We start from the raw sequence: 25546 nt of genomic DNA on the forward strand, positions 1-25546 counted from the left end.
ATATATGAGTAAAGTATATCGTATCGGAATTATTGGCTGTGGTGGAATCGCGAATGGTAAACATCTGCCGAGTCTGAGTAAACTGGATAATGTTGAACTGGTGGCTTTCTGTGATATCGTTCAGGAACGTGCGGATGAAGCTAAACAGAAATATGGCACTACTGAAGCCGAAGTCTACACGGATTATCAGGAATTGCTTAAGGATGAGTCTTTGGACATTGTGCATGTACTTACCCCGAATATTTCTCATGCCGAGATTTCTATTGCCGCCCTGGAAGCGGGGAAACATGTCATGTGTGAAAAGCCAATGGCGAAGACATCTGCTGAAGCACAGCTCATGCTGGAAGCGGCAGAACGTACCGGCAAAAAACTGACTATCGGATACAACAACCGTTTCAGAGAAGACAGTCAGTATTTGAAGAAGGTGTGCGAAGCAGGTGACCTGGGTAATATTTATTTTGCCAAAGCACATGCGATTAGACGTAGAGCAGTACCAACATGGGGTGTTTTCCTGGATGAAGAGAAGCAAGGTGGCGGTCCGCTGATTGACATTGGTACGCACGCACTTGATCTGACGCTCTGGATGATGGATAACTATCAACCAAAAGTTGTGCTGGGTACGACCTATCATGAGCTTTCACAACGTGAAAATGCGGCCAATGCCTGGGGCCCGTGGGACCCAAAACAATTCTCCGTAGAAGACTCGGCCTTTGGCATGATTGTGATGGAGAATGGGGCAACGATCATGCTGGAATCCAGTTGGGCACTGAACTCACTGGATGTGGATGAGGCGAAATGTAGCTTGAGCGGTAGCGAAGCGGGTGCGGATATGAAGAACGGACTGCGCATCAATGGTGAGAAATTCAGCCGTCTATACACCAATGAGATTGAACTGAGTGCAGGCGGGGTAGCTTTCTACGATGGTAAGAGCGAGAGCGCACCGGATGTTGAGATGAGAAAGTGGATTGAAGCGATTGAGAACGATCAGGAGCCAGTCGTTACACCGAAACAAGCGCTGGTTGTATCTCAAATCCTGGAAGCACTCTATGAATCTGCTCGCACAGGCAAGGCTGTGTACTTGAATAACGGTAACGAAGCATAGAACAGACATAAAATAATAGATTACAGAACCCTTTGTCCCGTTATTGAGGACAGAGGGTTTTTGGTGTTTTGGATACTAGCTATTGGTCCATACCAGAATCTATTTCGGCACATATGATGAGAGAAAAATGAGCTGAAAAGAGGGTGTGTCTTGACTAAACACAAAACGGGTCATGGTGTTTCCATTGTTGTATGTACCAATCGGCCACAATTTTTTGAAAACATCCTGCAAAATTACAATCGGCAGCTTTATAAAAGCAAAGAGCTGATCATTGTCCTGAATCATGACAGTATGAATCTGGCATTATACCAAAACCGGGTTCGGAATCTTGCCAATGTTCATGTATATCAAGTTCCGGAGAGCATTTCCCTAGGACAAAGCCTGAACGCTGGCATGACAAGGGCACGCTTTTCGCTGATTGCCAAATTTGATGATGATGACTACTATTCGCCGTATTATTTAACAGAGCAGGTGAGAGAACTTAGACGGACCAAAAGTGATATTGTGGGTAAACATTCGTGCCTGGTCTATTTGGGCGCATCCAAGACATTGTTGGTCAGATCTCCGGCTGAAAAAAATAAACCGGTTGAATTTGTTCAAGGGGGCACTATTTTATTCAAAAGAGAGATCTTGAAAAAAGTCCGCTTCACGGACCGTTCCATAGGGGAAGATGTAACCTTTCTCAGACAATGCAGGAAAAGAGGATTCAAAGCGTACGCGACCTCTCCTTATAATTATGTCTATCACCGCAGACAGAACAAAAAGAGTCATACCTGGAGAGCGGATGACAGCTTTTACCTGGAGGGAAGCAAAAAACTTGCGGTTACAGAGGATTTCAGACCCTATGCTAATAAAAAGTTATAGTCTGTAATCGTAGTGCCCGTGTGTCGTCAAATATCGAAAGCGAAGATGCATCTGCTGCGTGTAGATGCGTCTTTTTTGTGCCAAAATGCTTCAATTTGGAGGTGGTCAGAAAAAAATATGAATTTACTTGAAAAAAAGTATTGCATATAAGTTTAGTCGGAATTATATTAATGGTATAAGGTCTAGACCATATACAGATCGGAGTGTTTAGATGTCCAGTACGTTTTCATTTCGTTTTGAGAAAGTATCCACCAAAAAGGTTAGTGAATTCATTAGGGAACAACTGGAAGAAGCCATTATTCTGAAAGAATTAATGAGTGAAGAACAGCTTCCAGCCGAGCGAGATCTGGCAGAGATTTTTAACGTAAGCCGGATTACCGTTCGCGAGGCACTCTCTTCATTGGAAGAGAAAGGCTTGATAGAGAAAAGGGTGGGTGCCAAAGGCGGAACATTTGTACTGCCTCTGACAGCCAATTCGCATAAACGGACCAGAGAAGAAATTAAACGGGATTGGTCACAGATGCTGAAGGTGTTTGAATTTCGAACCATCATCGAGCCAGAGGGAGCTTTTCTCGCTGCTGAGCGGATCACCGCAGGCGAATTGGAGCTGCTTGAGGGTTACATGGAACAAAGTATAGAGCCAGACTGCACAAGGGAATGGTTCAGGGCGCTGGATGTGAAATTTCATCTGACCATCGCCAAGGCTTCGGGGAATCCATACTGTGAGAGAGCCGTCAGACAGATTCGGACGAAAATTAATCCGGCTCTCGACCTGATGCCTTATGATGACCGGATACGTACCGTCAACCACGGTGTACATATGGAGATTCTTGAAGCATTGAAAGCCCATGATAGCATCAAGTCTAAGGAGATGATGAAAAAGCATATCGAATTCTCAGCGGATGCAATCTATGCCCGTTTGGTTTCTGAATCGGACAAAAATGAAGGGAATGACAGCGAATGAATCGTTCAGAACTAATACAGCTGGCTCAGCCACTACAAGCCCAGTTAAGCGCTTGGCGCAGAGATTTACATGAGCATCCGGAGATCGGTTATGAGGAGCATCGCACATCTGCTATCGTAGCTGAGCATCTGGAAAGCCTGGGGTTGGAAGTTACACGCAATGTCGGACAGACCGGGGTTACAGGCCTGCTTCGCGGAGAGACCGACGGACCAACCTTTGCTTTGCGCGCAGACATGGATGCCTTGCCAATCCAGGATCAGAAAGCGGTGGAATACCGTTCGCAAGTAGAAGGCAAAGCGCATCTGTGTGGGCATGACGCTCACACCTCCATCCTGATGGGAGCCGCCCAACTGCTTACTGGTCTTGGAAGACCGAAGTCAGGCAACATCAAATTTATTTTCCAGCCAGCAGAAGAGGGACTTGCAGGTGCAAGAGCCATGATCCAGGACGGTGTTCTGGAGAATCCAAAGGTTGATGCCATCGCAGGATTACACATGACACCTGGACAGGACACGGGAACCTTGGGCGTAAGTCAGGGCGTTGCTTTTGCATCAGCTGATCCCTTGATTATTAAGGTGTTTGGCAAGGGTGGCCACGCAGCTCGTCCGCATGAGGGTATTGATGCAATCGCGGTATCCGCTCAGGTCATCACCGCATTGCAAAATATCGTCAGTCGGATGGTTGATCCACTTGAACCGGCAGTAGTCACGATTGGCAAAATCACGGGAGGTTATATGGGAACAGCCATCGCCCCCGAAGTGGAGATGATCGGTACGGTTCGTACACTCTCACCTGCCATTCGTGAGCGGATGCCAGCTCTGATCGAGCAGGTTGTTAAAGGGGTCTGTGATTCATTCGGAGCAGGATGCGAAGTTGTCTACGGCGATGGATACCCTGTTGTCGTGAATGATCTCGGCATGGTTGACCTGCTAACAGAGACTTGTGATCAGGTTAATGCGGAGAAGGGATGGACTTATATCAAACCCTCCACAGGGGGCGAGGATTTCGCGTTTTATTGTGAACAGGTTCCGGGTGTGTTTTTCAGACTAGGATCTGGGAATGATGAGGAACGTACTCGCTATCCACTCCACCATCCCATGTTTGATCTTGATGAGACAGCGATGCCTTATGGTGTGGGCATGTTGTCCGCAGTAGCACTTGAATTTTTGGCACGGAATACAACTTCTGAGGGGGAGCAATTACAATGAAAAAAAGACAATGGACAGGCTTGTGGATCACGTTACTGGCAGTCGTAATGGTACTCAGCGCTTGCGGAGGAAAATCGACAAGCACAAATGATGGTTCCGCAACAGAAGGAACGGGCAGTGGAAGCGCAAGTACAACACTGACCGTTGCTGCGGCAACCGATATTGAGAGTTTTGATCCGCACAACAACAACAATACTTCCAGTGAGGCGGTTCTGGTCAACGTTTTTGATTATCTGATCAAAAATGACAGTGAACAGAAAAAAGTTGCGGGACTTGCGACATCATGGGATCAAGTCGATGATACAACGTGGAGATTTAAGCTGCGTGAAGGTGTTACCTTCCACAATGGCGATCCATTCACTTCAGCAGATGTAAAATACACGCTGGAGCGCGTAGCCAAGGACGAGACACTGAAACAAAACAGTTATTTCAAAAATATCGTAGAAGTTAAAGTGGTGGATGACTATACCGTAGATATCATCACGGATGGTCCAGATCCGTTGCTCCTGAATCGTCTGTCCAAAATGGGAGCAGGCATTCTGCCAGCAAAATATATTGCGGATAAAGGATTCGATGCTTTCCTGAAACAACCAGTAGGCACAGGCCCTTATAAGTTCAGTAAATGGACCAAAGATGATCGTGTGGAACTGGTAAAAAACGAGAACTACTTTGACGGTGAACCAAAATGGAATGAAGTGGTATTCCGCGTTATTCCTGAAGCCTCCACACGTGTATCCGAATTGCTTGCTGGTGGTGTAGATGTGGCGTCTTCCATTCCCTCCACTGACATTGCCCGGATCGAAGGCGAAGCAGATAAGAAGATTGTCAAAGCGCCAATCCAGCGTGTGCTTCAGTTGATATTCCGTCAGACAGAAGGTAGCATCACAGCTGATCCGAAAGTACGTGAAGCGATTGACCTGGCTATCGACAAACAAGGGATCGTGGACAGCATTGCCGGCGGAGCAGGTATCGTAACCCGCACATCCGTAACACCAGGCAACTTCGGTGCTGATCCTTCATTGTACAAAACATCACTTTATGATCAAGCAAAAGCCAAACAGTTGCTGCAAGAAGCTGGCTATGCGGAAGGTGAAGCCGAGATGACTATCTCCGTTTCCGCACAATACAAAGAACAGGCTGAAGTTGTTGCAGCCATGCTGGAACAAGCCGGATTCAAAATCAATCTGGATGTCCTGGAAGCAAGTGCATTCAGTGAACGTTACAGCTCCAAATCATTCAAAGAAATCTTCATGATTGGTATTGGTAACTCCTTGTTCGATGCTTCGAATAACTACAATCGTTATATGTTGGAAGAAGCAAAAGGCGAGTCGGATTACAACAACCCTGAAGTAGAGAAACTGCTTCAATCGGCATTGGTGAACATGGACCCTGCGTCTCGTGAGAAAGAGTATCAGCAAGTACAACAGATCTTCTCTGAAGAACGCCCAGCCGTATATCTGTACCAAATGGAAGGTGTCTACGGAACAAATGCTAAAGTGAACTTCGCGCCGCGCAGTGACGAGATGTTCTATGCTGACGAGATTACACCTGTTGCACAGTAACATCGGGTATAACAACCGGTCATTGAAAAGATAGGCCGTGAACGGCAGGGACTGGATAACCATGTTCCTGCCGTTCTTTTTTAAAAGGGAGGTGAACAAGGAATGGGCAAATACGTACTTAAGTCATTACTGCAGATCATTCCGGTGCTGTTCATTGTTTCATTAATTGTGTTCATTTTGGTTCGAGTCACCGGTGATCCGGTTGCGTTAATGTTGCCTGAAACGGCTACCGCTGAAGATCGTGCTGTCTTGACGCAGGCACTTGGTTTGGACCAGCCTTTATATACGCAATACGTGAAGTTTCTGGGCAGTGCGATACAGGGAGACTTTGGTCAGTCTTTTCGCTACAATCAGCCTGCGCTAGAGCTTGTGCTGGAGAGATTGCCTGCCAGCTTTGAACTGGCGGTAGCCGCCATGTTTTTTGCTGTACTTATGGCTGTGCCACTTGGCGTCATTTCAGCTGTCAAACGCAATACGTTTACCGATCTCATTATTTCAGGAATATCCGTCATTGGTAAGGCGATGCCAAACTTCTGGATGGGGATTATGCTTATCCTCTTGTTCTCCGTCATGCTGGGCGTATTGCCGGTATCTGGTCGCGGAGGATTGTCACATCTGATCTTGCCGGCATTTACACTTGGCGTTGGACTGGCTGCGCAGATGACCCGACTGATTCGCTCCAGCATGCTGGAGATTCTCAACCAGGACTATATTCGAACAGCTCGCAGCAAGGGGCTTGGCCGAATGGTTGTCATTGTAAAACATGCATTTCGGAACGGATTGATTCCGGTCGTGACAATTATGAGTTTACAGTTTACAAGTCTGATCGGGGGCACTTTGATTACGGAAACGGTATTCTCCTGGCCTGGACTGGGTCAGTTGCTGGTCGTTGCAGTCAACACACATGATATGGCGATTGTACAGGCAGCGGTGTTTGTCATTGCCTTTATCGTTGTGGTAATCAACATCTTGACGGATGTAGCTTACAGGCTACTCGATCCGCGCATCAAATACGACTAGAAGGAGGTGCAATCATATGACAGGCAGCAATGAAATGCCAATTCCGGGTACAGAACAGGAACAAGATAATGGGCGTGCACCAACGGGATTTCGTTATATCTGGCAACAACTGATCATCAGCAAGACCGGAATGTTTGGTGCTGTGCTTGTATTGTTGGTTGTGTTAATTGCCATAGGTGCACCTCTATTGACGAGTCATGATCCGGCAGCGGTGAATCCGCTCAACCGACTTAAACCACCGGCATGGCTTGAGGGTGGAACGGCCGAATATTGGCTGGGTACCGATAATCTTGGTAGAGATATGTGGAGTCGAATTGTATATGGTGCCCGAGTTTCCTTAATCGTGGGTATGGGTGCCGTGATTGTGTCAGGAATCATTGGCGCGATTCTGGGGCTGGTATCCGGATTCTACGGGAAATGGCTGGATGCTGTCATCATGCGTGTAGGTGATGCATTCATGGCGATTCCAACCATTCTGTTCATGCTTGTTGTGATGGCAATTGTTGGCCCGGGTATTACAACGTTGATCTTTGTCATCGGGGTGACGAACTGGGTTCCATTCACCCGTGTGGTAAGAAGTGAGGTTCTTAGTATCAAAGAGCGTGATTTTGTTCATGCGGCCAGATCGATTGGTGCGAAGAATGGAAGATTGATTCTGAAACACATTCTGCCGAATATCCTTTCATCCTTTATCGTCATCTGCGGTATGAATGTCGGCACAACGATTATTATGGAAGCTTCACTCAGTTTCCTGGGTCTAGGTATCAAACCACCTGATGTATCCTGGGGAGGGATGCTCAGTGATGGCAGACAATACGTTGCAACAAGCTGGTGGGTCGCTACATTCCCGGGACTAGCCATTACATTTACCGTACTCGGTGTTATTTTCCTTGGAGATTGGCTGCGTGATGTGCTTGATCCACGTACGGAGACAACCCATAAATAAACGGAGAAGGGAGCCATCAATATGAACCAAAGACCAATTATGCCGGAGGATCTGCGTCATTATCGTTGGATAAGTCACCCGGTGATCAGTTCTAACGGACAAGTGGCTTATGTGGAACAGACCATAGATCAGGATAAAAACGAATATAACACGCAAATTCGAGGGATTTCCCTCGATGGTGATGAAGATATTGCACTTTCGGATGGAACAAAGGATTCCTCACCTGCTTGGTCGCCGGATGGCACACAGCTCACATTCATTCGCTCAGTAGATGGGGGCAAAGGATTATGGACGCTCCATTCAGATCAAAAAGAGCCGGTTATGCTGATATCTCCCGCATGTAAAATATTGAGTTATATCTGGTCGCCGAACGGGCAGTACATTGCGTTTACCAGCAAAGTACAACCGGAGGACCAACAGAAGAAAGCAGACGTCCAACAGGAGTCTGTACCTTTACTGCGAGGTAAAGTCTTCGAGCGTACAACGCCGAAGGCGGAAGGGGCTGGCTGGTGGGATGGTCAATACAGCCAGTTGTTTGTATATGAGATCAAAAGCGGGGAGATCACACAGGTGACTTCCGGGCTATGGAATATCAGTGCTCCGGCATGGTCGCCAGATAGCAAGCAGCTTTCTTTCATTTCGAAGCAAGTAGAGGACGAGGAACTTGATGCGGATCTGCTTTACTTTACCGATGTATACAGCATTCGATTGGGAGAAAGTGATCTGTTCAAAGTGACGGATTCCAGTCTGGCGATAAGCCAATTCTCCTATTCGTCCGACGGGCAGCAGCTGATTCTGATCGCCAGTGATCGTGAGTATGGAAGCGGGAGCCACAACAGCTTATACGCTGTTCCCGTTCATCGAGGTATACCCAGGCCAATCGCACCTCAATTAGATATGCAGATTGGTAACGCGGCGCTTGGAGATATGAAGTCGGCAGGTGCGTCACCTTCTCCTATCTCGGATGCCCATCATCCGGAACGCGGTGTATATGTACTCGGAACACATAACGGGAATGTGGACGTGTACCGTATTCAAGAAGATGGGGCGTGTCAATCCGTTACGGGCGCTGGTGAAAAGGATGTGTATCAGTATACCTTAACGTCAGATGGTACGTCGCTGGTTATCGCTGCGTTGACGGATGAACACCCTGGAGAGTTATATCGCGTGGATATCGACAGTGGTGAAATGTTCAGACTCACCCGCAGAAATGATGAATTCTTGGCTGAATTAGCTGTTAATGTGCCTCTACGTGTAGAGTTTAAGTCTTCCGATGGATGGCCGCTTCAAGGTTGGTTAGCCACACCGGCAATACGTGACACCAATGGGAAACTGCCACTGATTTTGCAGATTCATGGTGGACCCCACGCAATGTATACGGGAACATATAGTCATGAGATGCAGACACTCGTTGCGCAAGGTTATGCTGTGCTGTGGATCAATCCTCGCGGAAGTATGGGATACGGTCAGGAGTTTGCCAGAGCTTGCCGTGGTGACTTTGCCGGAGGGGATTACCGGGATCTGATGGAAGCTGTTGATTATGCCCTGGCTACATACGATTTCCTTGATGCATCACGTCTGGGTGTAGCGGGTGGCAGTTATGGCGGAGTGATGACCAACTGGATTGTAGCGCATACCCACCGATTCAAGGCGGCTGTAACTCAGCGATGCATCTCCAACTGGTTGTCCATGTATGGAACGAGCGATATCGGAATTTCTTATGTTGAGGGAGTCATCGGTGGTAATCCGGCCGAAAACGCTGAATTCCTGTGGTCCCGTTCACCTCTTGCCCATGCACATCACATTGAGACGCCACTTCTGATCATGCACGGAGAGCAGGACTATCGGACACCGATTGCGCAAGCGGAGGAATTATATACTACGCTAAAACGTTACGGCAAAAAGACCAAACTGATTCGTTATCCGGGCTCCAACCACAGTTTGCTGAAAAGCGGTAAACCTTCATTACGTATCGATAGCTTCGAACAGGTGAATGCCTGGTTCAATCAGTACCTCGGGAATGAGGAGGGCGAGCAATGAATCGAACTCAGCTGTCCATTCCTGTAGGGCTTCTTGTAGAGAATGTTCTGACAAGTGGGGAACCAAAAGAAGTGATTATTGAATGTTTACAACGTCGAGACTATTCCCGTTTGTTGCCTCTGGTTAAGGAATCCGCGATGGATTTTGATGAAAGACTACAGACAGCAGCTGATATCGGAGACGATTGGGAAAAGGCGATACGTCAAGGTTATGAGTTCAAGTTTTTGCATATTAACGGGTTGAAACGATTGCTCGATTTCCGGTTTGACCGTAAGGTGGATCGGGATTACGTTCAAGATGAACTGTCACTGAAGCATATTCGTCTGACCGCACAAGAGATTGAACTGCTACAATCGTTAATTGGCAGGCAGTGGATCGTGCAAGCAGAAGAAACAGAGGCAGCAGAAGAAGGTAGCAAAGAGAGTGGGATATCCTCCCGCATTCCTGTCCGTATTCAATTGAAGTTCCCTTAATATGGACCAAGAAGAAACCGCGACGATCGCGGTTTTTTTGCTATGTACAGGTAGAAATGAGGACGACTGAATTCAAAAGTTGAAATCGGACACCGCATGATTTATATTTATATTAAATGATATTATTATCTATCAAAAATACAGGTATAAAAAGGAGGACATGGGATGTCCATTCAAAATGTTTTGGGAAAAATTCAAATATCGGATGATGTGATCTCCAAAATTGTCGGCAAGATCGCGAATACCACCAGTGAGATTTCCTCCATGTCGACAGGACTTATAGAAGGGGTCACCAAAAAGTGGAGCGGGAAAAGTCTGCAAAATGGCATAGATATCCGCAAGGTAGAATCAAGACTGGAGATAAACGTAAAGGTTGTCATTTGTTATGGAACCAAAGTGCATGAAGTCTGCAGGGAATTGCAAAACAATGTGAGATTGCATGTGGAACAGCTGACCGGATTAACCATTGATACGGTGAATGTGATCGTTGAGGGGTTATCATTTAACCAACCTGCTGCCAAGCTTTAATCCAATTTCAGCTACCTAGAGGAGTGACAGCGATGAATAAGATTTCCATAACAAAAGCCAGTCCACAATCAGTAGTCGGCGGGCAACTAAATCAGATGGCACTTGAATATATGGCCTATTCGCTTGCAGGTACCAAGGATAAAGGCGTTATAGAAAAAACATTTAACAAGTTATGGCGTTCGAATCAGAATCGATTCAGTCACCAGTACGCTTATGAAGCTAAAATGGGTAACCAAACGCTGGGCATGATCATGTGTTATCCGACCACTATAATGAACAAACTTGCTTTGCCAACGTTCTCCAAACTGTTTGAACTTCGTAAATGGAGCCTGATTAAGTATAATCTCCAACACTGGAAAGAGTTCTACTCCATGGTGACATTAAAAGAAGCGGAGAACGACGAGTACCACATCGGAACATTGGCTACCTTGCCTGAAAGCAGAGGTCTTGGTGTAGGGACACAGCTCATTCATTTTGCTGAGGAGCAAGCTATAACACAAGGTCTGTCCAAATCTTCACTTACGGTTAAAAAGGAAAATCTGCTAGCTATTAAACTCTACGAGCGTTTGGGATACCAGAGAGTAGGGGAAATCAATAAACCTTCGTTATCCCTGTACAGGATGTCCAAAAAACTGGTGTAATGTTTTCTGATAGGAATAGAACAAACAGCTAACTGGAGAGTTTCATATATATAAGCCCACATTGGAACAGTTAAAAGTGTGAGCTGGAGGGGCGCTTTATGCGTCTCTTTTTTAGTTTTCAGATTTTTCTCATAAAAAAAGTAACTTGACTTTTGCGGGTGTTTAAGCAGGTACTTGACAGGGGTGTGGTATAGTATAAAAAGTTCTTTTAATGAAGAAAGACGGAGAAATATACAATGTGGGGTGTAACCAGTGTATCAATATAAGGATCAGGAATATGAAGCAGTACATTTTGAGGGACGTGATCTACGCTATGGAGAACTCATAAGTTGTGTTTTCAAGCAGTGTACATTTATGAACGCTTCTATGGAAGAAATCGAAACGAGTAACTGTCGTTTTATCGAGTGTGACTTCAAAGGGGCTTCCATGAATGGTTCGATTCATACGGAATCGGCTTTTGAAAACTGCACCTTCGGTGGTGCAAATCTCTTTGCTTCCAAATTCAGCTCTTGCAAGATGACAGGCTCAGACTTCTCTGGTGCGCAAATGGATGGCATTACCCTGAGTCACGGCGATTGGTCCTACACAAATCTGAGACATACACGTTTGGGGAAACAGGATCTGCGAGGAATTCGTTTCTTTGAGGCTGACTTTACGGACACGGATTTCACCAAAGCGGATTTGAGAGACAGTGATCTTACCCGAGTTGTATTAAGCAGAGCCAAGTTGCAAGGAGCCGATCTTAGAGGGGCTAACCTGGAAGGCATCGATCTGAAATCACTGGATATCAAAGGCGTACGTTTGGATCGCGAACAAGCTGTTCTGTTTGTACGATCGTATGGTGCGAAAGTAGATTGAGTTGAACATACACAGCATGAAGCCGCCCTTAAGGCGGCTTTTTTGACTTTGAGGTTTTCCGATTCAGAGAGAATAGGCAGGAAAAAGAGATCTAAACAAGAAGTAGTTAACATAAGTTTCAACTAAAAGGAGGTTATCATGACCGTCACATTAATTATTATTGTTGCTATTATTGTCTTTGGGCTTATAACAGGCACGATCACTACGATTATGGCATTTAAACTGCTACGTAACAATAAAGAGAAACATCACCTTTGCAAGAGCATTCTGATGGACGGAATTCCAACAGAAGCAATAATTCATGATATTGTGCAGACATCATCCAGTAGGGATGGAAGGCCTGGCGTGCGATTGGATCTGACTGTAACCCAAGTTGACGGCCGCACCTTCCCAACAATTGTAGAGACTTATATTCCAATCACACATATTCCCCATTTTCAGAAAGGAAATGTCATTAACGTAAGATACATTGCGATGGGGAATGAACGAAAAGTTGAGGTAGAGGATGCCTATGTTCCGTGAGGTGCCGCATGGTGGTAAGCTTCGGTTATCAGGCATATCAAAAACCATTACCTGAAACAACTCAGGTAGTGGTTTTTGATGTGAATTTAATTGAGTTAATCCTCTTCTTTTGACATATTTCGTATATACCTCGCTTTGTTTCATGAAATGAATTTGATTACGTTTTAACGCTGTGCTTGTGGGTTCGTTTCAACCGCACAGCAACCCAACTCATAATCAGAGCAGCAATGAACAGAAATACGGTCACACCTGCAATGACAACAAAGAAGGATTGGTCAAATGCAGCAAAGGCGGCATTTTTGAGCGATTCAGCAGACGCAGCAGGCAAGCTTTCGGCAGCGATAAGCGCTTCATCCAGACTGTCCTTCGCATTGGCTGGCACACTAATCCCCGCAGGAATCTTCATAGCGAGTGTGTAGAAAAGGGTCGACATGCTTCCGATGATTGCAATACCGGATGCTCCGCCCAGCTCATAACCCACTTCCTCAATGGAAGCGGCCATGCCCGCTTTGTGTGGTGGGGCATAACTCATAATGGAATGTGATGCAGCGGTCATCCCTGATCCAAGACCTGCACCAAGCAGTGCCAAGCCGATAATCTGCCCGGTGAACCCAGCATTGAAATACATCAGATACGTCCCCATGCCAAGGGCAGCGATGAAAAGAGTGAAGCTTTTGATATATACAACATCCACACGGTGCATAATGACCCCCGTAACAGGTCCGGCGATGAGTGCTGCAACAGGTATGGATACGGTGAATAGTCCAGCCTGAAGAGGTGACATGCCTTCCACCAGCTGAAGCCGCTGAGTGACCATATATTGCACACCCATTTGTGCGAACAAGCCAACCAGTGCGGTAATAAAGCCGGTGCTGAATCTTGGGATTTTGAATAAGGACAGATCCAGCAGCGGATTGGGACTGTTATACTGACGGCGAATAAAGATGATCAGGGACAGAACACCGATCACAGCAGCAATGATAGCGAGTGTGAGAGATCCTTCGCGTCTTGTGAATTCCTTAATAGAATAGATAATTCCGACCATGGCAATCATGATCTGAATGGAACTGGTGAAGTCCCACTTTTTCGATGCATCCCCTTGATGTTTAGGGATCATTCTCAAGGCGAATACAAAAGCGATAATGGCTATGGGCAGGTTAATCAGAAACACAGAACCCCACCAGAAGTGTTGAAGAAGCAGTCCACCAACAATCGGTCCCAATCCAGCACCACCTGATGCAATGGAACCCCAGATGCCGATTGCCAGTGCGAGTTCTCGCTCATTCGTAAACGTAACTCTGATAATCGACAATGTCGCTGGCATCATCATGGAGGCACCTACGGCTAGAAGAATTCTGCTCATGACCAGCATAGCCGGTACTGGAGAAAAGGCAGCAGCAAGAGAAGCAGCAGAAAAGACGAGCAAGCCCAGGGTGAATATTTTTTTATGACCAAGACGGTCCCCGAGTGTTCCCATTGCAGGAAGAAGACCCGCCATGACAAGGGAGTAACCGTTCAGAATCCATAATTTCTCCGAAGCAGATGCACCGAGATCATGGGTCAAGCTGGGTAGGGCTGTGTACAGGATGGTCATATCCATCACAATGAGTAATAGTGCACTTGAGACAATAACAAGAATCATCCAACGTTTGAATTTAGACATGTTTCCCTCCGACGATATGAATAACTTACAATTCAAGACTAAACTATCGGGTAACCCTATAGTCAAACTTTTCTTTACACACTATAATGCATTTATATTGATAAAACTTAGACTACATATGTACATGGAGGGCCCATAGATGGCTGGACATCACGCACAACATTTTACCACCAGTGAATTTGCCAAGATCTGCGGAGTGACCAAACATACCTTGTTTCATTATGACGAGATTGGGCTGTTAAAGCCTGAATATACCAATGCCAAGGGCTACCGCTATTATGGTATGCAACAAACGTATGTGCTGGATGTCATACATGTGCTGAAGAAGGCAGGAAGCTCACTCCAAGAGATTAAGTCGTTTATTCAAAATCAGAATACACCATTGTTAATTGAGCTGTTTGAACAGAAATTAAAGGCACTTGAGTTGGAGCAACAACGAATCAAACGTATGCAAAAGCTGCTAAGTGGTGCCATTGAAATGACGAAACAAGCCACGGATGCTTCTCCTGAAGGGCTACATATTGAACAATGTGAGCTGGAGTATTTTATTGCTGTACAACTGGAACAAGGGGATGGGGATAAGGAATTCTTCCGTAAATTCATTGAATACAGGACCCATTGTGATGAACAGATGATCGACTATGAGTTTCCGGTATGGACGATCTTAACTCAGGAGCACTATGAGGCAGGAGAATACTATCCGGATTACTTTGGCAACAAAATAAAAGCTCCCATTTCAGGGGAAACGATATGGATTAAGCCAAAAGGGATGTATGCCGTCATGAATCATCGAGGTTCATACGAAAGCATGCCGGAGACGTATTCCCTCATGAAAGAGGAGATAGAAAAAGAGGGACTGCAAGTCTGTGGACATGTGTATGCACTGGACCTGCTCACTTATTTTGCAGAAAGTAATCCCGATGAGTACATCATCAAAATTTACGTAGAGGTGTGTAAGCCATTAAACACAATGGTTTAACGGTACGGGGATGGAAGATGAGATCGAGGCTACGCTGTCTTGACCCATATCGTATTCCATGTTAAGTTTTCTGTATTAAATTTTGAACTTTCAAAGGGGGGATAGAGTCATGACTGAATTAGAGGTTGTGGATGTTTATGTGGACCTGTCAACAAACATGAACAGTGGCATGGTTCACAATATGACTAATCAGAATCCGACACTTTGTCCTCCTATGCATAGATCTACTTGGCGCTGAGTGGTTTATCGCCAGGTTTCTTTATTGTATAAGCGAATCTAAATTCTGATTATGTTCAAATATTAAAGTGAGGGAATCCATGCCATGTTCTATGGTGAAATCCCGTCAGTTTACTTTTATATTTCACATAAAAAGGATGATATGCATGTCTTTAATCAACGTTACCAACCTGACCTTTGCTTATGAAGGCAGTTACGATAATATATTTGAAAATGTTAGTTTTCAGTTGGACTCCGATTGGAAATTGGGTTTTACCGGAAGGAACGGCAGAGGCAAAACGACTTTCCTCAATCTGTTGCTTGGCAAATATGAATACAGCGGACATATCTCTGCGAATGTTAGCTTTGAATACTTTCCTTTCCAGGTAGAAAATAAGGGAGCCATGACCGTTGATGTCATCAGCGAGATTCATCCTGAATATCTACACTGGCAAGTTGTGCGCGAGCTTAACCTGTTAAAAGTGTCAGAAGATGTGTTGTATCGGCCTTTTGATACGTTATCCAACGGAGAACAAACAAAGGTGATGCTGGCTGCTTTGTTCCTGAAGGATAATCGGTTTCTGCTCATTGATGAACCTACCAATCATCTTGATCTTCATGCAAGACAAATTGTCAGTAATTATCTTGGCAGCAAGAGTGGATTTATTTTGGTATCTCACGATCGGGCGTTTCTGGATCACAGCGTGGACCATATCCTTTCCATCAATAAAAGTAACATCGAGATTCAGAAAGGCAATTTCTCCGCTTGGTGGGAAAATAAAAGAAGGCAAGATCAGTTTGAACTTGCGAGTAATGAGAAATTAATAAAGGATATCAAGCGTTTATCCGATTCAGCCAAACGGACCGGTGGATGGTCGCATGAAGTTGAAAAAACCAAAAATGGTACGAGAAATTCCGGTTCCAAGGTGGATAAAGGATATATTGGGCACAAGGCTGCCAAAATGATGAAACGTTCCAAAAATATCGAACAAAGGCAGCAATCTGCGATTCAAGAGAAATCCAAACTTCTCAAAAACATCGAGAGTGCAGAACGTTTACAGATTCATCAGCTGGATTTTCACAAGCAGGAACTTGTTGAATTGGAACATGTGTCGATATCATACGGCTCCAATACGGTGTGTAAGAATGTCAGTATCACGGTTGAAAACGGGGGTCGTATTGCCCTGTACGGTAAAAATGGATCTGGCAAATCAAGCATTCTTAAACTGATCTGTGGTGAAGATATCCCTTATACAGGTCTTTTCCGAAAGGATCATCAGCTTAAAATCTCGTATGTGTCGCAGGACACGTCCGATCTCGGAGGGCATTTATCTGAGTATGCGGCCACACAGGGGATTGATGAAAGCCTGTTTAAATCGATACTTCGAAAGTTGGATTTTTCCAGACTGCAATTGGAGAAAGATATCTCAACGTTTAGCGCAGGTCAAAAAAAGAAAGTGCTCATCGCTAAAAGTCTTAGTGAGAAAGCTCATCTGCATATTTGGGATGAACCACTCAACTTTGTAGATGTCATTTCACGTATGCAGATCGAAGATTTACTCTTGGAATACTCGCCAACCCTGCTTTTTGTAGAGCATGATCGTGAATTTTGTACAAATATTGCAACGAGAATCATCGAACTGTAAGTAACGTGAAAGATAACCATGTTAAGAGCCGCCAAATGGCGGCTTTTAGTATTACTCGTGAGGAAGTATGCTATAATTTTATAATCTCATCCAATCATTTGATGGATGACTAGATCAATTGTAGACTAATTCGCCAAGAGGTGTAATACCAATGAAAAAGGAAATGACAACAATCAAACAAACCAGGCTCCATTCCATTTTGGACGAGGCCACCAAGTTGCTGATTGAAAAACCGAATGCTTCTATGAATGAGATTGCAGAATCTGCAAAAATCGGGATCGCTACGTTACATCGATATGTGGAAAGCCGTGAACAGCTCATGGTATATCTCGGATTACGCGCAATCGAGGTGGTCAGTGAGACCATGAAAGAAATCCAACTGGATGAGGAGCACTGTGAAAAGTACATACCTGAGCTGATCGAGGCGCTGATTCCATTAGGCGACAAAATTTATTTTCTGGCTCATGACACCACCATTAACTATAATCCCGAGATTGAGGGAGCGGATCTGAAACTGAGAGAACCTGTACTACACGCGGTCGGTCTGTTACAACAGAAAGGTTATTTCCGCTCCGATCTCGATAAAACCTGGATTGTCGATGTGTTGTATTCCATCATGTTCCTGACGTGGCAGCAGGTTGTAAGTGGTCACATCGCGAGAAAAGCAGCCCCCGCGCTTGTGGTGGATACGTTTTATCATGGATTTAAGCAGCGATAGCTAAAGGTTAATTCAGCGAGAATCAATAGATTTCCATCAAGCGAACACCCCAAAAAAAGTCGAATGTATCGTTAGATACACAGACTCTTTGAGGGTGTTTTTTTGCGTTCACAACAGCGTTTCTTAGTGCGCAAGCTGCAACGACTTGATTTTCTCACATATTCAAATATTAACAGAGTTCAGAATTTAAGATTTTCAGTTTACAAAAAATGATATAAATTTCTAGTAGATTCAAATCATTACCAAATAAAGACAAAATATTCAAACGAGGGGGCCGGACAGAAGCACCAGCAATTGTGCAGTTCAAAATCAGCTTATGTACTCATTCCATCAACCCAAATCAGGAGGGATTCCATGCTTTACACCATTATTGTGCCAGTCAACCAGGACTATAACATTTTGAACCTGTTCACAGATTCGCTACTCCGGACGGTAAGTCCATCCACTCAGATTATTTTCATCAACGATGGTTCCGGCTCAGCAGTCTTTCAACATCTGGATAAACTGAAGCAAGAAGTAAGAGAGGGTGTGACCATCGAGATTCTTCAGCATGATTTTCCACTCGGTTGCGCCGTGTCGATTAATAGCGCACTGAGTCTTGCCAAGGGAGAGTACATTTTCTTCCTGGATTCTGACACCATTCTTCAACCGAACTGGCAACCGATGATGAAAGAGACACTGGATAGCGATATTACGATCGGCATGATTGGAGGGGTTCTGTTGTATCCGCAAACAGGAGGCGTGCAGCATTGCGGCATTGCTTTTGCGGACACCATCGGCCGACACCTGTTCCTGAACGCATCTCCTGATGATATCCCAAAAGAAACCTTCTCTGTTCAACTGGTGGTGTTTGCCATGTTTGGCATGAAGCGGGAGGTGTATGAGACCATCGGTAACCTCGATGAGAAGTTCTTTAACGGATACGAGGACTTTGATTATCAGATGCGGGCACGAGCTGCCGGATACGATACGGTCATTAACCCGAATATTCAAGCGTATCACTGGGAACGCAGCAGCGGGATTCACCGCAACTTCAACCGCAAGAACAATCTGGCACGCTTCTGGAAAAAGTGGGGCGGTCAAATCGAGGCTGATGTATGGCCATTCGTTTTCAGTCATCTGAAAGCACAGCTGGAAAGCCAAGAGGAATACCAGCATCTGCCGATTGTCGGGATTGACCTTGCCGAGGTTCGAAGTGATGCCGATACATTCTGGACCAAGTTGGAGGAAGCCGAATTTGCAAATGTAGCCGAAGTACGGGACTATTCAAACCGCTTTAATTCCAATGGGGCCATCTGGCTGCCACAGGTACTAGGCAAGGAACTGATTCATAGTGAGAACCGGTTACTGTTTTTGGTGGACAATTTCGCCCGTTTGCTGGAGAACCGCTACTGGATTGAGATGAGACATGCTCATCGAGCCAAGGATCTGATCATTGATCTGTATGGCAATGTGATCACGATGGATCGCATATACGATGGATGCTGGCCTGGAACCAAAGTTCGGTAATTCACTCACAACAAAAATAAACAGGGAGGTACTTAAGGTGAAAGAAAAAGAGAGCACGCTCGATCGTGCCGTACGGTTTACCCGTAATCTGGAGTGGTTGGAACAAGTCGAGAAGGTAATTCCGAGCGGATGCAGCACTTTAGCCAAAGCACCTGAACGTTTATTTCCGGGCCATACCCCCGTATGTTGTGCAGAGGCTTATAATTCCCGATTTACAGATATCGACGGGAATGAATGGCTGGATTGCGAAATGGCTATGGGTACGGCGCCATGGGGCCATGCCAGACATGAAGTCCAATTAACCGTCATTCACCAGTTGAAAAAAGGGACAAGCTTTTCTTTACCTGCCGACATCGAGCTTGAATGTGCCGAGTTGATTCTGGAGCGGTTCGAGGGGCGTTATCCATCGCTGCGCTTCACCAAGAGTGGTGCCGATGCAGTGAGCGGGGCCGTGCGTCTGGCCCGTGCCGCTAGTGGCAAAAGCAAGGTTATTGCGACAGCTTATCATGGGTGGCACGACTGGTCTGCCTACGGTTATTATGGTGGCCAGACAAAAGAACGTGGCATACCGGTGGATATCGAGCGTTCAACGATCTGGGTTAACAAGCCTACTACGGAGCGAATTGAGGCTCAGATTACCGCGTCTCCCGAGGATATCGCATGTATTGTTCTATGCCCCAACGAGTGGAAAAAGGACGCGCTGGAGCAAGCCGTAAACCTATGTCGGTCTCTGGACATCATTATCATATTCGATGAGGTAACTTCCGGTATTCGAATGGGCAAGCAGGCTACAGCAGGAGAATATGACATCTGGCCTGATCTGCTCTGTATCTCTAAAGGTATGGCCAACGGTTTACCGCTCGCAGCGGTTATGGGGCCTGAGCACTTGATGTCTTTGTCAGGACAGGTCAGATTCAGTAATGCCCATTCCAGTGAAACGACAGCGCTCGCAGCAGCCATTGCCTGTGAACGATTAATGAAAAATGCGAAAGTATGGCCGACTTGGCGTGATCCGGCAACCCGGATCATGGATCGTCTGGAATCTGAACTTGTATTACTCGGATTGACGGATCAATTGGAAGTGAGAGGGACGTATGCAAGCTTCTGCATTCAATCCCTGGCTGAAGATAACTTCCAGACAGACCCTTTCCGCGAGTTCATGGTGAAGAGAATGGCTCACTTCGGCATTTTCACCAAGGGTTACTTTATTTTCTCTGATGCCCATACACGGGAAGAATTGCTGTGGGTCGAGGAAGCGCTGTTACAGATCCTGTCAGACTGGAAAGAGATTCAGAAGCAGGAACATCTTCATGCGATGCAACTTTCGAAAACGTTTGAAGCTTAATCCATAGATCATAATCGACAATCTACTAGGAGGAATTATTCAATGAAAGCACTCGTATATCAGGATCTCAAACAGGTGACTTACCAGGAGATTGAGGAGCCAACCATTCAAAAGCCAAACCAGGTAAAAATTAAAATCTATGGTTCCGGCATCTGCGGGACAGATCTGAATATTGTCAAAGGCAAAGTGCCGGCGAATAAAGGAACGATCATTGGTCATGAAGGCGTAGGCACAGTGGTTGAGGTGGGCGACGACGTTCGTGGTTTCAAGATCGGTGATCGGGTATTGGTTGATCCCACGCAATCTTGCGGTACCTGCTCATACTGCCGTGAGGGTCTGTTCATCTACTGCGAGAATTTTGATGACTATCAAGTAGGGATGACGACACACGGAACCTTTGCTGAATATTTTGTTGGGGACGAAAAGTATATCTATGCCATTCCGGATTCCATGAGTTGGGAAACGGCCATGATGATCGAACCACTGGGATGTGTACTTCAGACGTTCATGAAAGCAGGGACTAAGCCAAGTGACTCCGTACTGGTCCTCGGTTCTGGTGCAATCGGTTCCCTGTGTCAGCTTGTTAGCAAACGATTGGCAAGGCTTACTGTAGGTACGGAAGTTGATCCATACCGCAAAGAGTTCGCTTCAGGAATCGCGGATCATGTGTTTTATCCTCAGGATCTGACACTGGATAAAGTATACGAGATCAATAATAACAAAAAGTTTGATATTGTAGTGGACGCGGTTGGTAACCAACTTCATGTAGGGTTTGAGTTGATTGCCAAAGGCGGCAAAATTATTCCTATGGGATATGACGACAGCTATGAGGTGACGTTCAAATCAACAGCCGTGATTAATGATGGTATTAGTATCATCGGTGCAGTTGCTAATCACTCGATGATCAGTACGGCACTGAAATTTGCCCAAAGCATCCCGGAACTGGAACAGATGGTGACAGCCAAGGAACTGCTGAGTGATTATGAACAGGCCTTTAATGGAACGATTGGTTATGACATGCATACTGGAGAGAAGTTGCCGATGAATTCGGTCAAAACAGCTCTTATCCTATAAGAGGTACGATAAGCATGTAGACATTAGCGGGTTTGCCGCTGCGAGAAGTTTGAATTCGCAGCGGTGAAAACCGCAGAAGGAAGGGATATCGATTGAAATTGCTTCAAGATTTGCCGAAGAATCCACGCTACTCCATTTTACTCGAACCGGTATGGGCCATTCCGGGCACGATCGTTCTCTTTTACGCTCCTTTATATATGAAGGAAGCCGGACTTTCGGACATAGAAATCGGTTTAATCAATTCGGTGAATCTTTATTTTGCCTTTATCTTTCAATTGTTTGCGGGTTCCATTACGAATAAGCTGGGCCGGAAACGAACAACACTGATTTTTGATCTGCTTGCCTGGAGTGTTCCCATGTTCATCTGGGCCTTCTCCCAGAACTTCTGGCTGTTCCTGATCGCTTATTTACTGAATGCAACATCCAAGTTTGTAACGGTCGCCTTTAACTGTCTGATCATAGAGGATGTGGAGGAACACAAACGATCGAAGGTGTTTGCCATTCTCAACATGATTATTACAGGGGCAGGTGTACTCACGCCTATTGCCGGGGTGGTCATTGCTGATTATGGTATTGTGCCTACACTCGCCAGCATTTACTTTGTCGGAGGCATCCTCATGACCGCCATGTTTTTCATTCGTAACCGATACACGGATGAGACCGAGGTCGGCAAGGAACTTATGGGATTGCATAGTAAAACCCGCGTGCTTCAGAGCTTGGGTTCCAGTCTGCGCCTGTTTGGAAAATCGTTCTACAAACGGAGACTTTTTCCGATTATTCTGATCACGGTGTTGTCCAATCTGATCTTGCAGCTGAATTTCTTTCAGGTCATTTTCTTCAAGGAACAGTTGAAATTTGATGACCGTGTCATTTCGTTTATCCCAGTAGTGACTGCGGTAACCGTCATGCTGCTCTATCTGGTCATCATTCCGCGATTGAAACGGCGTTCGGAAGAAAAGTATGTTGGTTTTTCCATCGTGCTTAGCACGGCCGGAGCCATTCTGTTTCTGTTGATCCCTGTGGGGAATATAGGGATGTTGTTTCTCACGCTAATAGTGCTCGCTGCGGGTAACTTCATTTTGCAGACGTACCGGGATTCCCTGCTGATGAACCGATTGGGTACGCATGAGAAAGCCGATATGTTCTCGGCCGTGCAGACCGTCATGACGCTTACAGCCATTCCATCCGGTTACCTGACGGGCCTGCTCTACCATCACAATCCAACACTGTTATTCAGCGTCATTCTTGGTCTATATGTTGTACTCATGGTCATCATGTTCTTCCTGCCAGATCCGCAAAAGCACTCCCAAGTGCTGGAACCTTACAAAAATATGTAGAAAAAGGGGTTTACTGTATCTGGAGCGAATATGTAGTACAGAAAAAAATAGAACTACCTCTAGAACATATTTTAACTTGGGAGGCTGCTAACAAATGACTAACGTAATGACAACAGAAGCACGGAAGCAATGGAGTTGGATGAACGAGCCCGAAATCTGGTCCTACACGGATCAGGGAGGTGTGCTGGTGGAAGCGAAGGCGGACACCGACTTTTTCCAAGACCCTGCGGGCAAGCATATTCGTGCAACCGCACCATTTCTGTCCATACCTGTGCCTGAGGACTTCGAAATCACAACCCAATTAACCGTTGATATGAAAAATCAATATGATTCCGGATGTCTGATGGTGATGGCGGATGATCGTAACTGGTGCAAAATTTGTTTTGAATATGATGGAAAAGCGCCTACCATCGTGTCGGTGGTGACACGTGATGGTTCATCCGATGATTGTAATTCGGTTGAAGTCTCCGTACCTAATCCCTATCTGCGTATACGCAAAGTAGAGGGCTGCATATCATTCTTTTATTCACCCGATGGGGATGAGTGGAAACTAATTCGTTATTTCGGCATGCCGATACAAGGGGAACTTCGAGCTGGATTAGTTGTTCAGTCGCCAACTGGAACGGGCTGTACGTGTCACTTTTTATCGGTGAACGTTACTCATCCGGACTTGACCGCACGTTTCTAATCCGCTCCCCTGGAGGGAGAACAGGTTCATGGTAAAAGCATTTATATTTGATTTTGATGGACTCATTGTTGATACAGAGACACCTTGGTATTATGCGTTTCGGGATATTTATGAAGAGCACGGAGTTGAACTTGGTCTGGAGCTATGGTCGAAAAATGTGGGGACATCCTTTGAGGAATTTCATCCATTTCTGTATCTGGAGCAAGCGCTCCAAAAAAAGATAGATCATGATCATATCAAACTTCTCTCTGAACAGAAATACGAAGTCTATTTGGGACAGGCTGCCATTCTTCCGGGGGTATATGAATTGCTTCAGTCTGCGAGGGAAAAGGGGATTCAGCTAGCGGTTGCTTCCAGCTCCACACGGGACTGGGTGCATGGTTACTTGCAGAAATTAGGCATTTTCGATTATTTCACAGTCGTTCATACATCCGAGGATGTGAAACGAGTGAAACCGGACCCTGAACTGTACCTTCTTGCTCTCCAGAGTCTTGGGATCGAGGCTTCCGAAGCGATTGTGTTCGAAGACTCACCTAATGGCTTGAAGGCAGCCAATGCGGCAGGTATTCGTTGTATCATCGTACCTAACGAGGTAACGCGTGGTCTGGAATTCGCCATGCATGAACTGCGGTTATCCTCGCTGGCCGAGATCGATATGGAGGCGCTTTAATCCAGATACTGCTTGCGTAGCTCGATAGGGGAGATCCCTTCGTATTTTTTGAACACTGATCCAAAGTAACTGGCACTGTTGAAACCAACGGCTTTGGCTATTTCATGAGCGGTCGTAGCGTTATTTTCGATGAGCATTTCCTTGGCTTTCAACAACCGATATCGCATCAGATACTCTAGTGGAGTCATTTGAAATTCTTTTTTGAATATCCGATTGAGGTGTTGCTCGGTAACGTCCATCTGCTCAGCCAACATGGGGAGAGAAATATCCTGATGATAATTTTGTTTGATAAAAGTAATGATTTCATCCAATCTTAATCGGGCATCAGAACGTTCGTAAGCACTATAGCGTTCACCTTCAATGGTTAATCTGACCAAAAGCATGTACAGTAATGCGGATACGTGCCAGATCTGATCCTTGTGCCGGGACTGCAGCGCCAACGTAATTTCACGCAACAGGATATGAAGCATTCCATCCGGCTTGAAGGCGCGCAGCTCCCCGATCTGCAAGGTATGCAAGAACCGTGGCAATAAATAGCCATTGAAAGACAGACAATCAAATCGTAATGAATCACTCAGATTGTGGTAACGGTAGGTTACCTCCGGGAACAAAATGAGAGCGGTCCCTTTTTTGATCGAAAATTCATGATTCTTTGCTGCGATTCGCCCTGTTCCTCCGATGCACTGTACAATGCTGTAATCCCGTGAATGGTCGCTCCAATTCATCAATTCATCAACGGTCAACTGGTTTTGCCCTGTAATCATGAGCGGCATATCGGTATCCAGTGGATTCCCCATACTAGGTTTCGGCATCGTCGTGTTATTCCTCTTTTCGTTAAAGGATCATGTGCGTAAGTGGCGTGGTTACAGCGTTAAAAGAAACCTAGAAAGAATTATATTACATAAATGGAATAATTTTAATTTAATGACGGGCAATATATAAAACGTTTTCATATAAATGCTTCAACAATTAT

The 25546-nt window shown here is 45.5% G+C and carries 24 protein-coding genes; 22 read left to right on the forward strand and 2 right to left on the reverse strand.

Going from position 1 to position 25546, the window contains the following annotated elements:
* Nucleotides 1-4: 4 nt before the first annotated feature.
* The 13 genes from MHH25_RS14025 (at nucleotide 5) to MHH25_RS14085 (ending at nucleotide 12728) form a co-directional block, all read left to right on the forward strand.
* Nucleotides 5-1102 (forward strand): Gfo/Idh/MocA family oxidoreductase, encoded by a 1098-nt coding sequence (locus MHH25_RS14025; protein ID WP_036670781.1) that lies wholly within the window; start codon nucleotides 5-7, stop codon nucleotides 1100-1102.
* A 150-nt stretch (nucleotides 1103-1252) separates the two neighbouring features.
* Nucleotides 1253-1966 carry a glycosyltransferase family A protein gene (locus MHH25_RS14030; RefSeq protein WP_340020278.1) on the forward strand — a complete coding sequence of 238 codons (714 nt, stop codon included), beginning with the start codon at nucleotides 1253-1255 and terminating at the stop codon, nucleotides 1964-1966.
* A gap of 211 nt (nucleotides 1967-2177) precedes the next feature.
* Nucleotides 2178-2930 (forward strand): FadR/GntR family transcriptional regulator, encoded by a 753-nt coding sequence (locus MHH25_RS14035; protein ID WP_340020279.1) that lies wholly within the window; start codon nucleotides 2178-2180, stop codon nucleotides 2928-2930.
* Nucleotides 2927-4138, forward strand: coding sequence for a M20 family metallopeptidase (locus tag MHH25_RS14040; protein ID WP_340020281.1), 1212 nt, complete (start codon nucleotides 2927-2929; stop codon nucleotides 4136-4138). The genes MHH25_RS14035 and MHH25_RS14040 overlap by 4 nt, the downstream gene beginning before the upstream one ends.
* Nucleotides 4135-5700, forward strand: a complete 1566-nt coding sequence (locus MHH25_RS14045) for an ABC transporter substrate-binding protein (protein ID WP_127545891.1) — start codon at nucleotides 4135-4137, stop codon at nucleotides 5698-5700. The genes MHH25_RS14040 and MHH25_RS14045 overlap by 4 nt, the downstream gene beginning before the upstream one ends.
* A 102-nt stretch (nucleotides 5701-5802) precedes the next feature.
* Entirely contained in the window at nucleotides 5803-6720 is a 918-nt protein-coding gene (locus MHH25_RS14050; RefSeq protein ID WP_017688654.1) for an ABC transporter permease, read from the forward strand.
* Between the two features lie 16 nt (nucleotides 6721-6736).
* A complete protein-coding gene (locus tag MHH25_RS14055; protein WP_091030896.1) occupies nucleotides 6737-7666 on the forward strand; it encodes an ABC transporter permease in 930 nt (309 codons plus the stop codon).
* Nucleotides 7667-7687: 21 nt separating this feature from the next.
* The gene (locus tag MHH25_RS14060; RefSeq protein ID WP_076317978.1) at nucleotides 7688-9706 is read left to right on the forward strand and encodes a S9 family peptidase; all 2019 of its coding nucleotides are present in this window, start codon (nucleotides 7688-7690) and stop codon (nucleotides 9704-9706) included.
* Nucleotides 9703-10179 (forward strand): hypothetical protein, encoded by a 477-nt coding sequence (locus MHH25_RS14065; protein ID WP_076317977.1) that lies wholly within the window; start codon nucleotides 9703-9705, stop codon nucleotides 10177-10179. Before MHH25_RS14060 ends, MHH25_RS14065 begins: the two co-directional genes overlap by 4 nt.
* A 165-nt stretch (nucleotides 10180-10344) precedes the next feature.
* Complete coding sequence (locus MHH25_RS14070) at nucleotides 10345-10707, forward strand: Asp23/Gls24 family envelope stress response protein (protein ID WP_076317976.1); 363 nt, start codon at nucleotides 10345-10347, stop codon at nucleotides 10705-10707.
* Between the two features lie 32 nt (nucleotides 10708-10739).
* Nucleotides 10740-11348 carry an N-acetyltransferase gene (locus MHH25_RS14075; RefSeq protein WP_076317975.1) on the forward strand — a complete coding sequence of 203 codons (609 nt, stop codon included), beginning with the start codon at nucleotides 10740-10742 and terminating at the stop codon, nucleotides 11346-11348.
* A 252-nt stretch (nucleotides 11349-11600) separates the two neighbouring features.
* Nucleotides 11601-12206 (forward strand): pentapeptide repeat-containing protein, encoded by a 606-nt coding sequence (locus MHH25_RS14080; protein ID WP_047842838.1) that lies wholly within the window; start codon nucleotides 11601-11603, stop codon nucleotides 12204-12206.
* 138 nt (nucleotides 12207-12344) lie between these two features.
* On the forward strand, nucleotides 12345-12728 hold the full coding sequence (locus MHH25_RS14085; RefSeq protein WP_340020284.1) for a hypothetical protein: 384 nt from the start codon (nucleotides 12345-12347) through the stop codon (nucleotides 12726-12728).
* Between the two features lie 157 nt (nucleotides 12729-12885).
* Here the strand turns inward: MHH25_RS14085 and MHH25_RS14090 are convergent, their stop codons facing one another.
* Complete coding sequence (locus MHH25_RS14090) at nucleotides 12886-14391, reverse strand: MFS transporter (RefSeq protein ID WP_340020286.1); 1506 nt, start codon at nucleotides 14389-14391, stop codon at nucleotides 12886-12888.
* A gap of 139 nt (nucleotides 14392-14530) precedes the next feature.
* On the opposite strand from MHH25_RS14090, the gene MHH25_RS14095 reads away from it, so the two are divergent.
* The 9 genes from MHH25_RS14095 (at nucleotide 14531) to MHH25_RS14135 (ending at nucleotide 24573) form a co-directional block, all read left to right on the forward strand.
* Nucleotides 14531-15370: a MerR family transcriptional regulator gene (locus MHH25_RS14095; RefSeq protein ID WP_340020288.1), complete on the forward strand. Its 840-nt coding sequence runs from the start codon at nucleotides 14531-14533 to the stop codon at nucleotides 15368-15370.
* Between the two features lie 383 nt (nucleotides 15371-15753).
* The gene (gene abc-f / locus MHH25_RS14100; protein WP_340020289.1) at nucleotides 15754-17232 is read left to right on the forward strand and encodes an ABC-F type ribosomal protection protein; all 1479 of its coding nucleotides are present in this window, start codon (nucleotides 15754-15756) and stop codon (nucleotides 17230-17232) included.
* A 151-nt stretch (nucleotides 17233-17383) separates the two neighbouring features.
* Nucleotides 17384-17950 (forward strand): helix-turn-helix domain-containing protein, encoded by a 567-nt coding sequence (locus MHH25_RS14105; RefSeq protein ID WP_036608234.1) that lies wholly within the window; start codon nucleotides 17384-17386, stop codon nucleotides 17948-17950.
* A 354-nt stretch (nucleotides 17951-18304) separates the two neighbouring features.
* A complete protein-coding gene (locus MHH25_RS14110) occupies nucleotides 18305-19459 on the forward strand; it encodes a glycosyltransferase (RefSeq protein ID WP_017688647.1) in 1155 nt (384 codons plus the stop codon).
* 37 nt (nucleotides 19460-19496) lie between these two features.
* The gene (locus tag MHH25_RS14115; RefSeq protein ID WP_036670800.1) at nucleotides 19497-20804 is read left to right on the forward strand and encodes an aminotransferase class III-fold pyridoxal phosphate-dependent enzyme; all 1308 of its coding nucleotides are present in this window, start codon (nucleotides 19497-19499) and stop codon (nucleotides 20802-20804) included.
* 42 nt (nucleotides 20805-20846) lie between these two features.
* The gene (locus MHH25_RS14120; RefSeq protein WP_036608226.1) at nucleotides 20847-21878 is read left to right on the forward strand and encodes an alcohol dehydrogenase catalytic domain-containing protein; all 1032 of its coding nucleotides are present in this window, start codon (nucleotides 20847-20849) and stop codon (nucleotides 21876-21878) included.
* 92 nt (nucleotides 21879-21970) lie between these two features.
* Nucleotides 21971-23215, forward strand: coding sequence for an MFS transporter (locus MHH25_RS14125; RefSeq protein ID WP_051449724.1), 1245 nt, complete (start codon nucleotides 21971-21973; stop codon nucleotides 23213-23215).
* A gap of 94 nt (nucleotides 23216-23309) precedes the next feature.
* Nucleotides 23310-23903: a DUF1349 domain-containing protein gene (locus MHH25_RS14130; protein ID WP_340020290.1), complete on the forward strand. Its 594-nt coding sequence runs from the start codon at nucleotides 23310-23312 to the stop codon at nucleotides 23901-23903.
* Nucleotides 23904-23931: 28 nt separating this feature from the next.
* Nucleotides 23932-24573 (forward strand): HAD family hydrolase, encoded by a 642-nt coding sequence (locus tag MHH25_RS14135; protein WP_127548321.1) that lies wholly within the window; start codon nucleotides 23932-23934, stop codon nucleotides 24571-24573.
* Here MHH25_RS14135 and MHH25_RS14140 read toward each other — a convergent pair.
* On the reverse strand, nucleotides 24570-25385 hold the full coding sequence (locus MHH25_RS14140; protein ID WP_340020291.1) for an AraC family transcriptional regulator: 816 nt from the start codon (nucleotides 25383-25385) through the stop codon (nucleotides 24570-24572). The genes MHH25_RS14135 and MHH25_RS14140 overlap by 4 nt on opposite strands.
* Nucleotides 25386-25546: the final 161 nt, after the last annotated feature.

Source organism: Paenibacillus sp. FSL H3-0457 (genome assembly GCF_037981725.1).
GTDB lineage: Bacteria > Bacillota > Bacilli > Paenibacillales > Paenibacillaceae > Paenibacillus > Paenibacillus amylolyticus.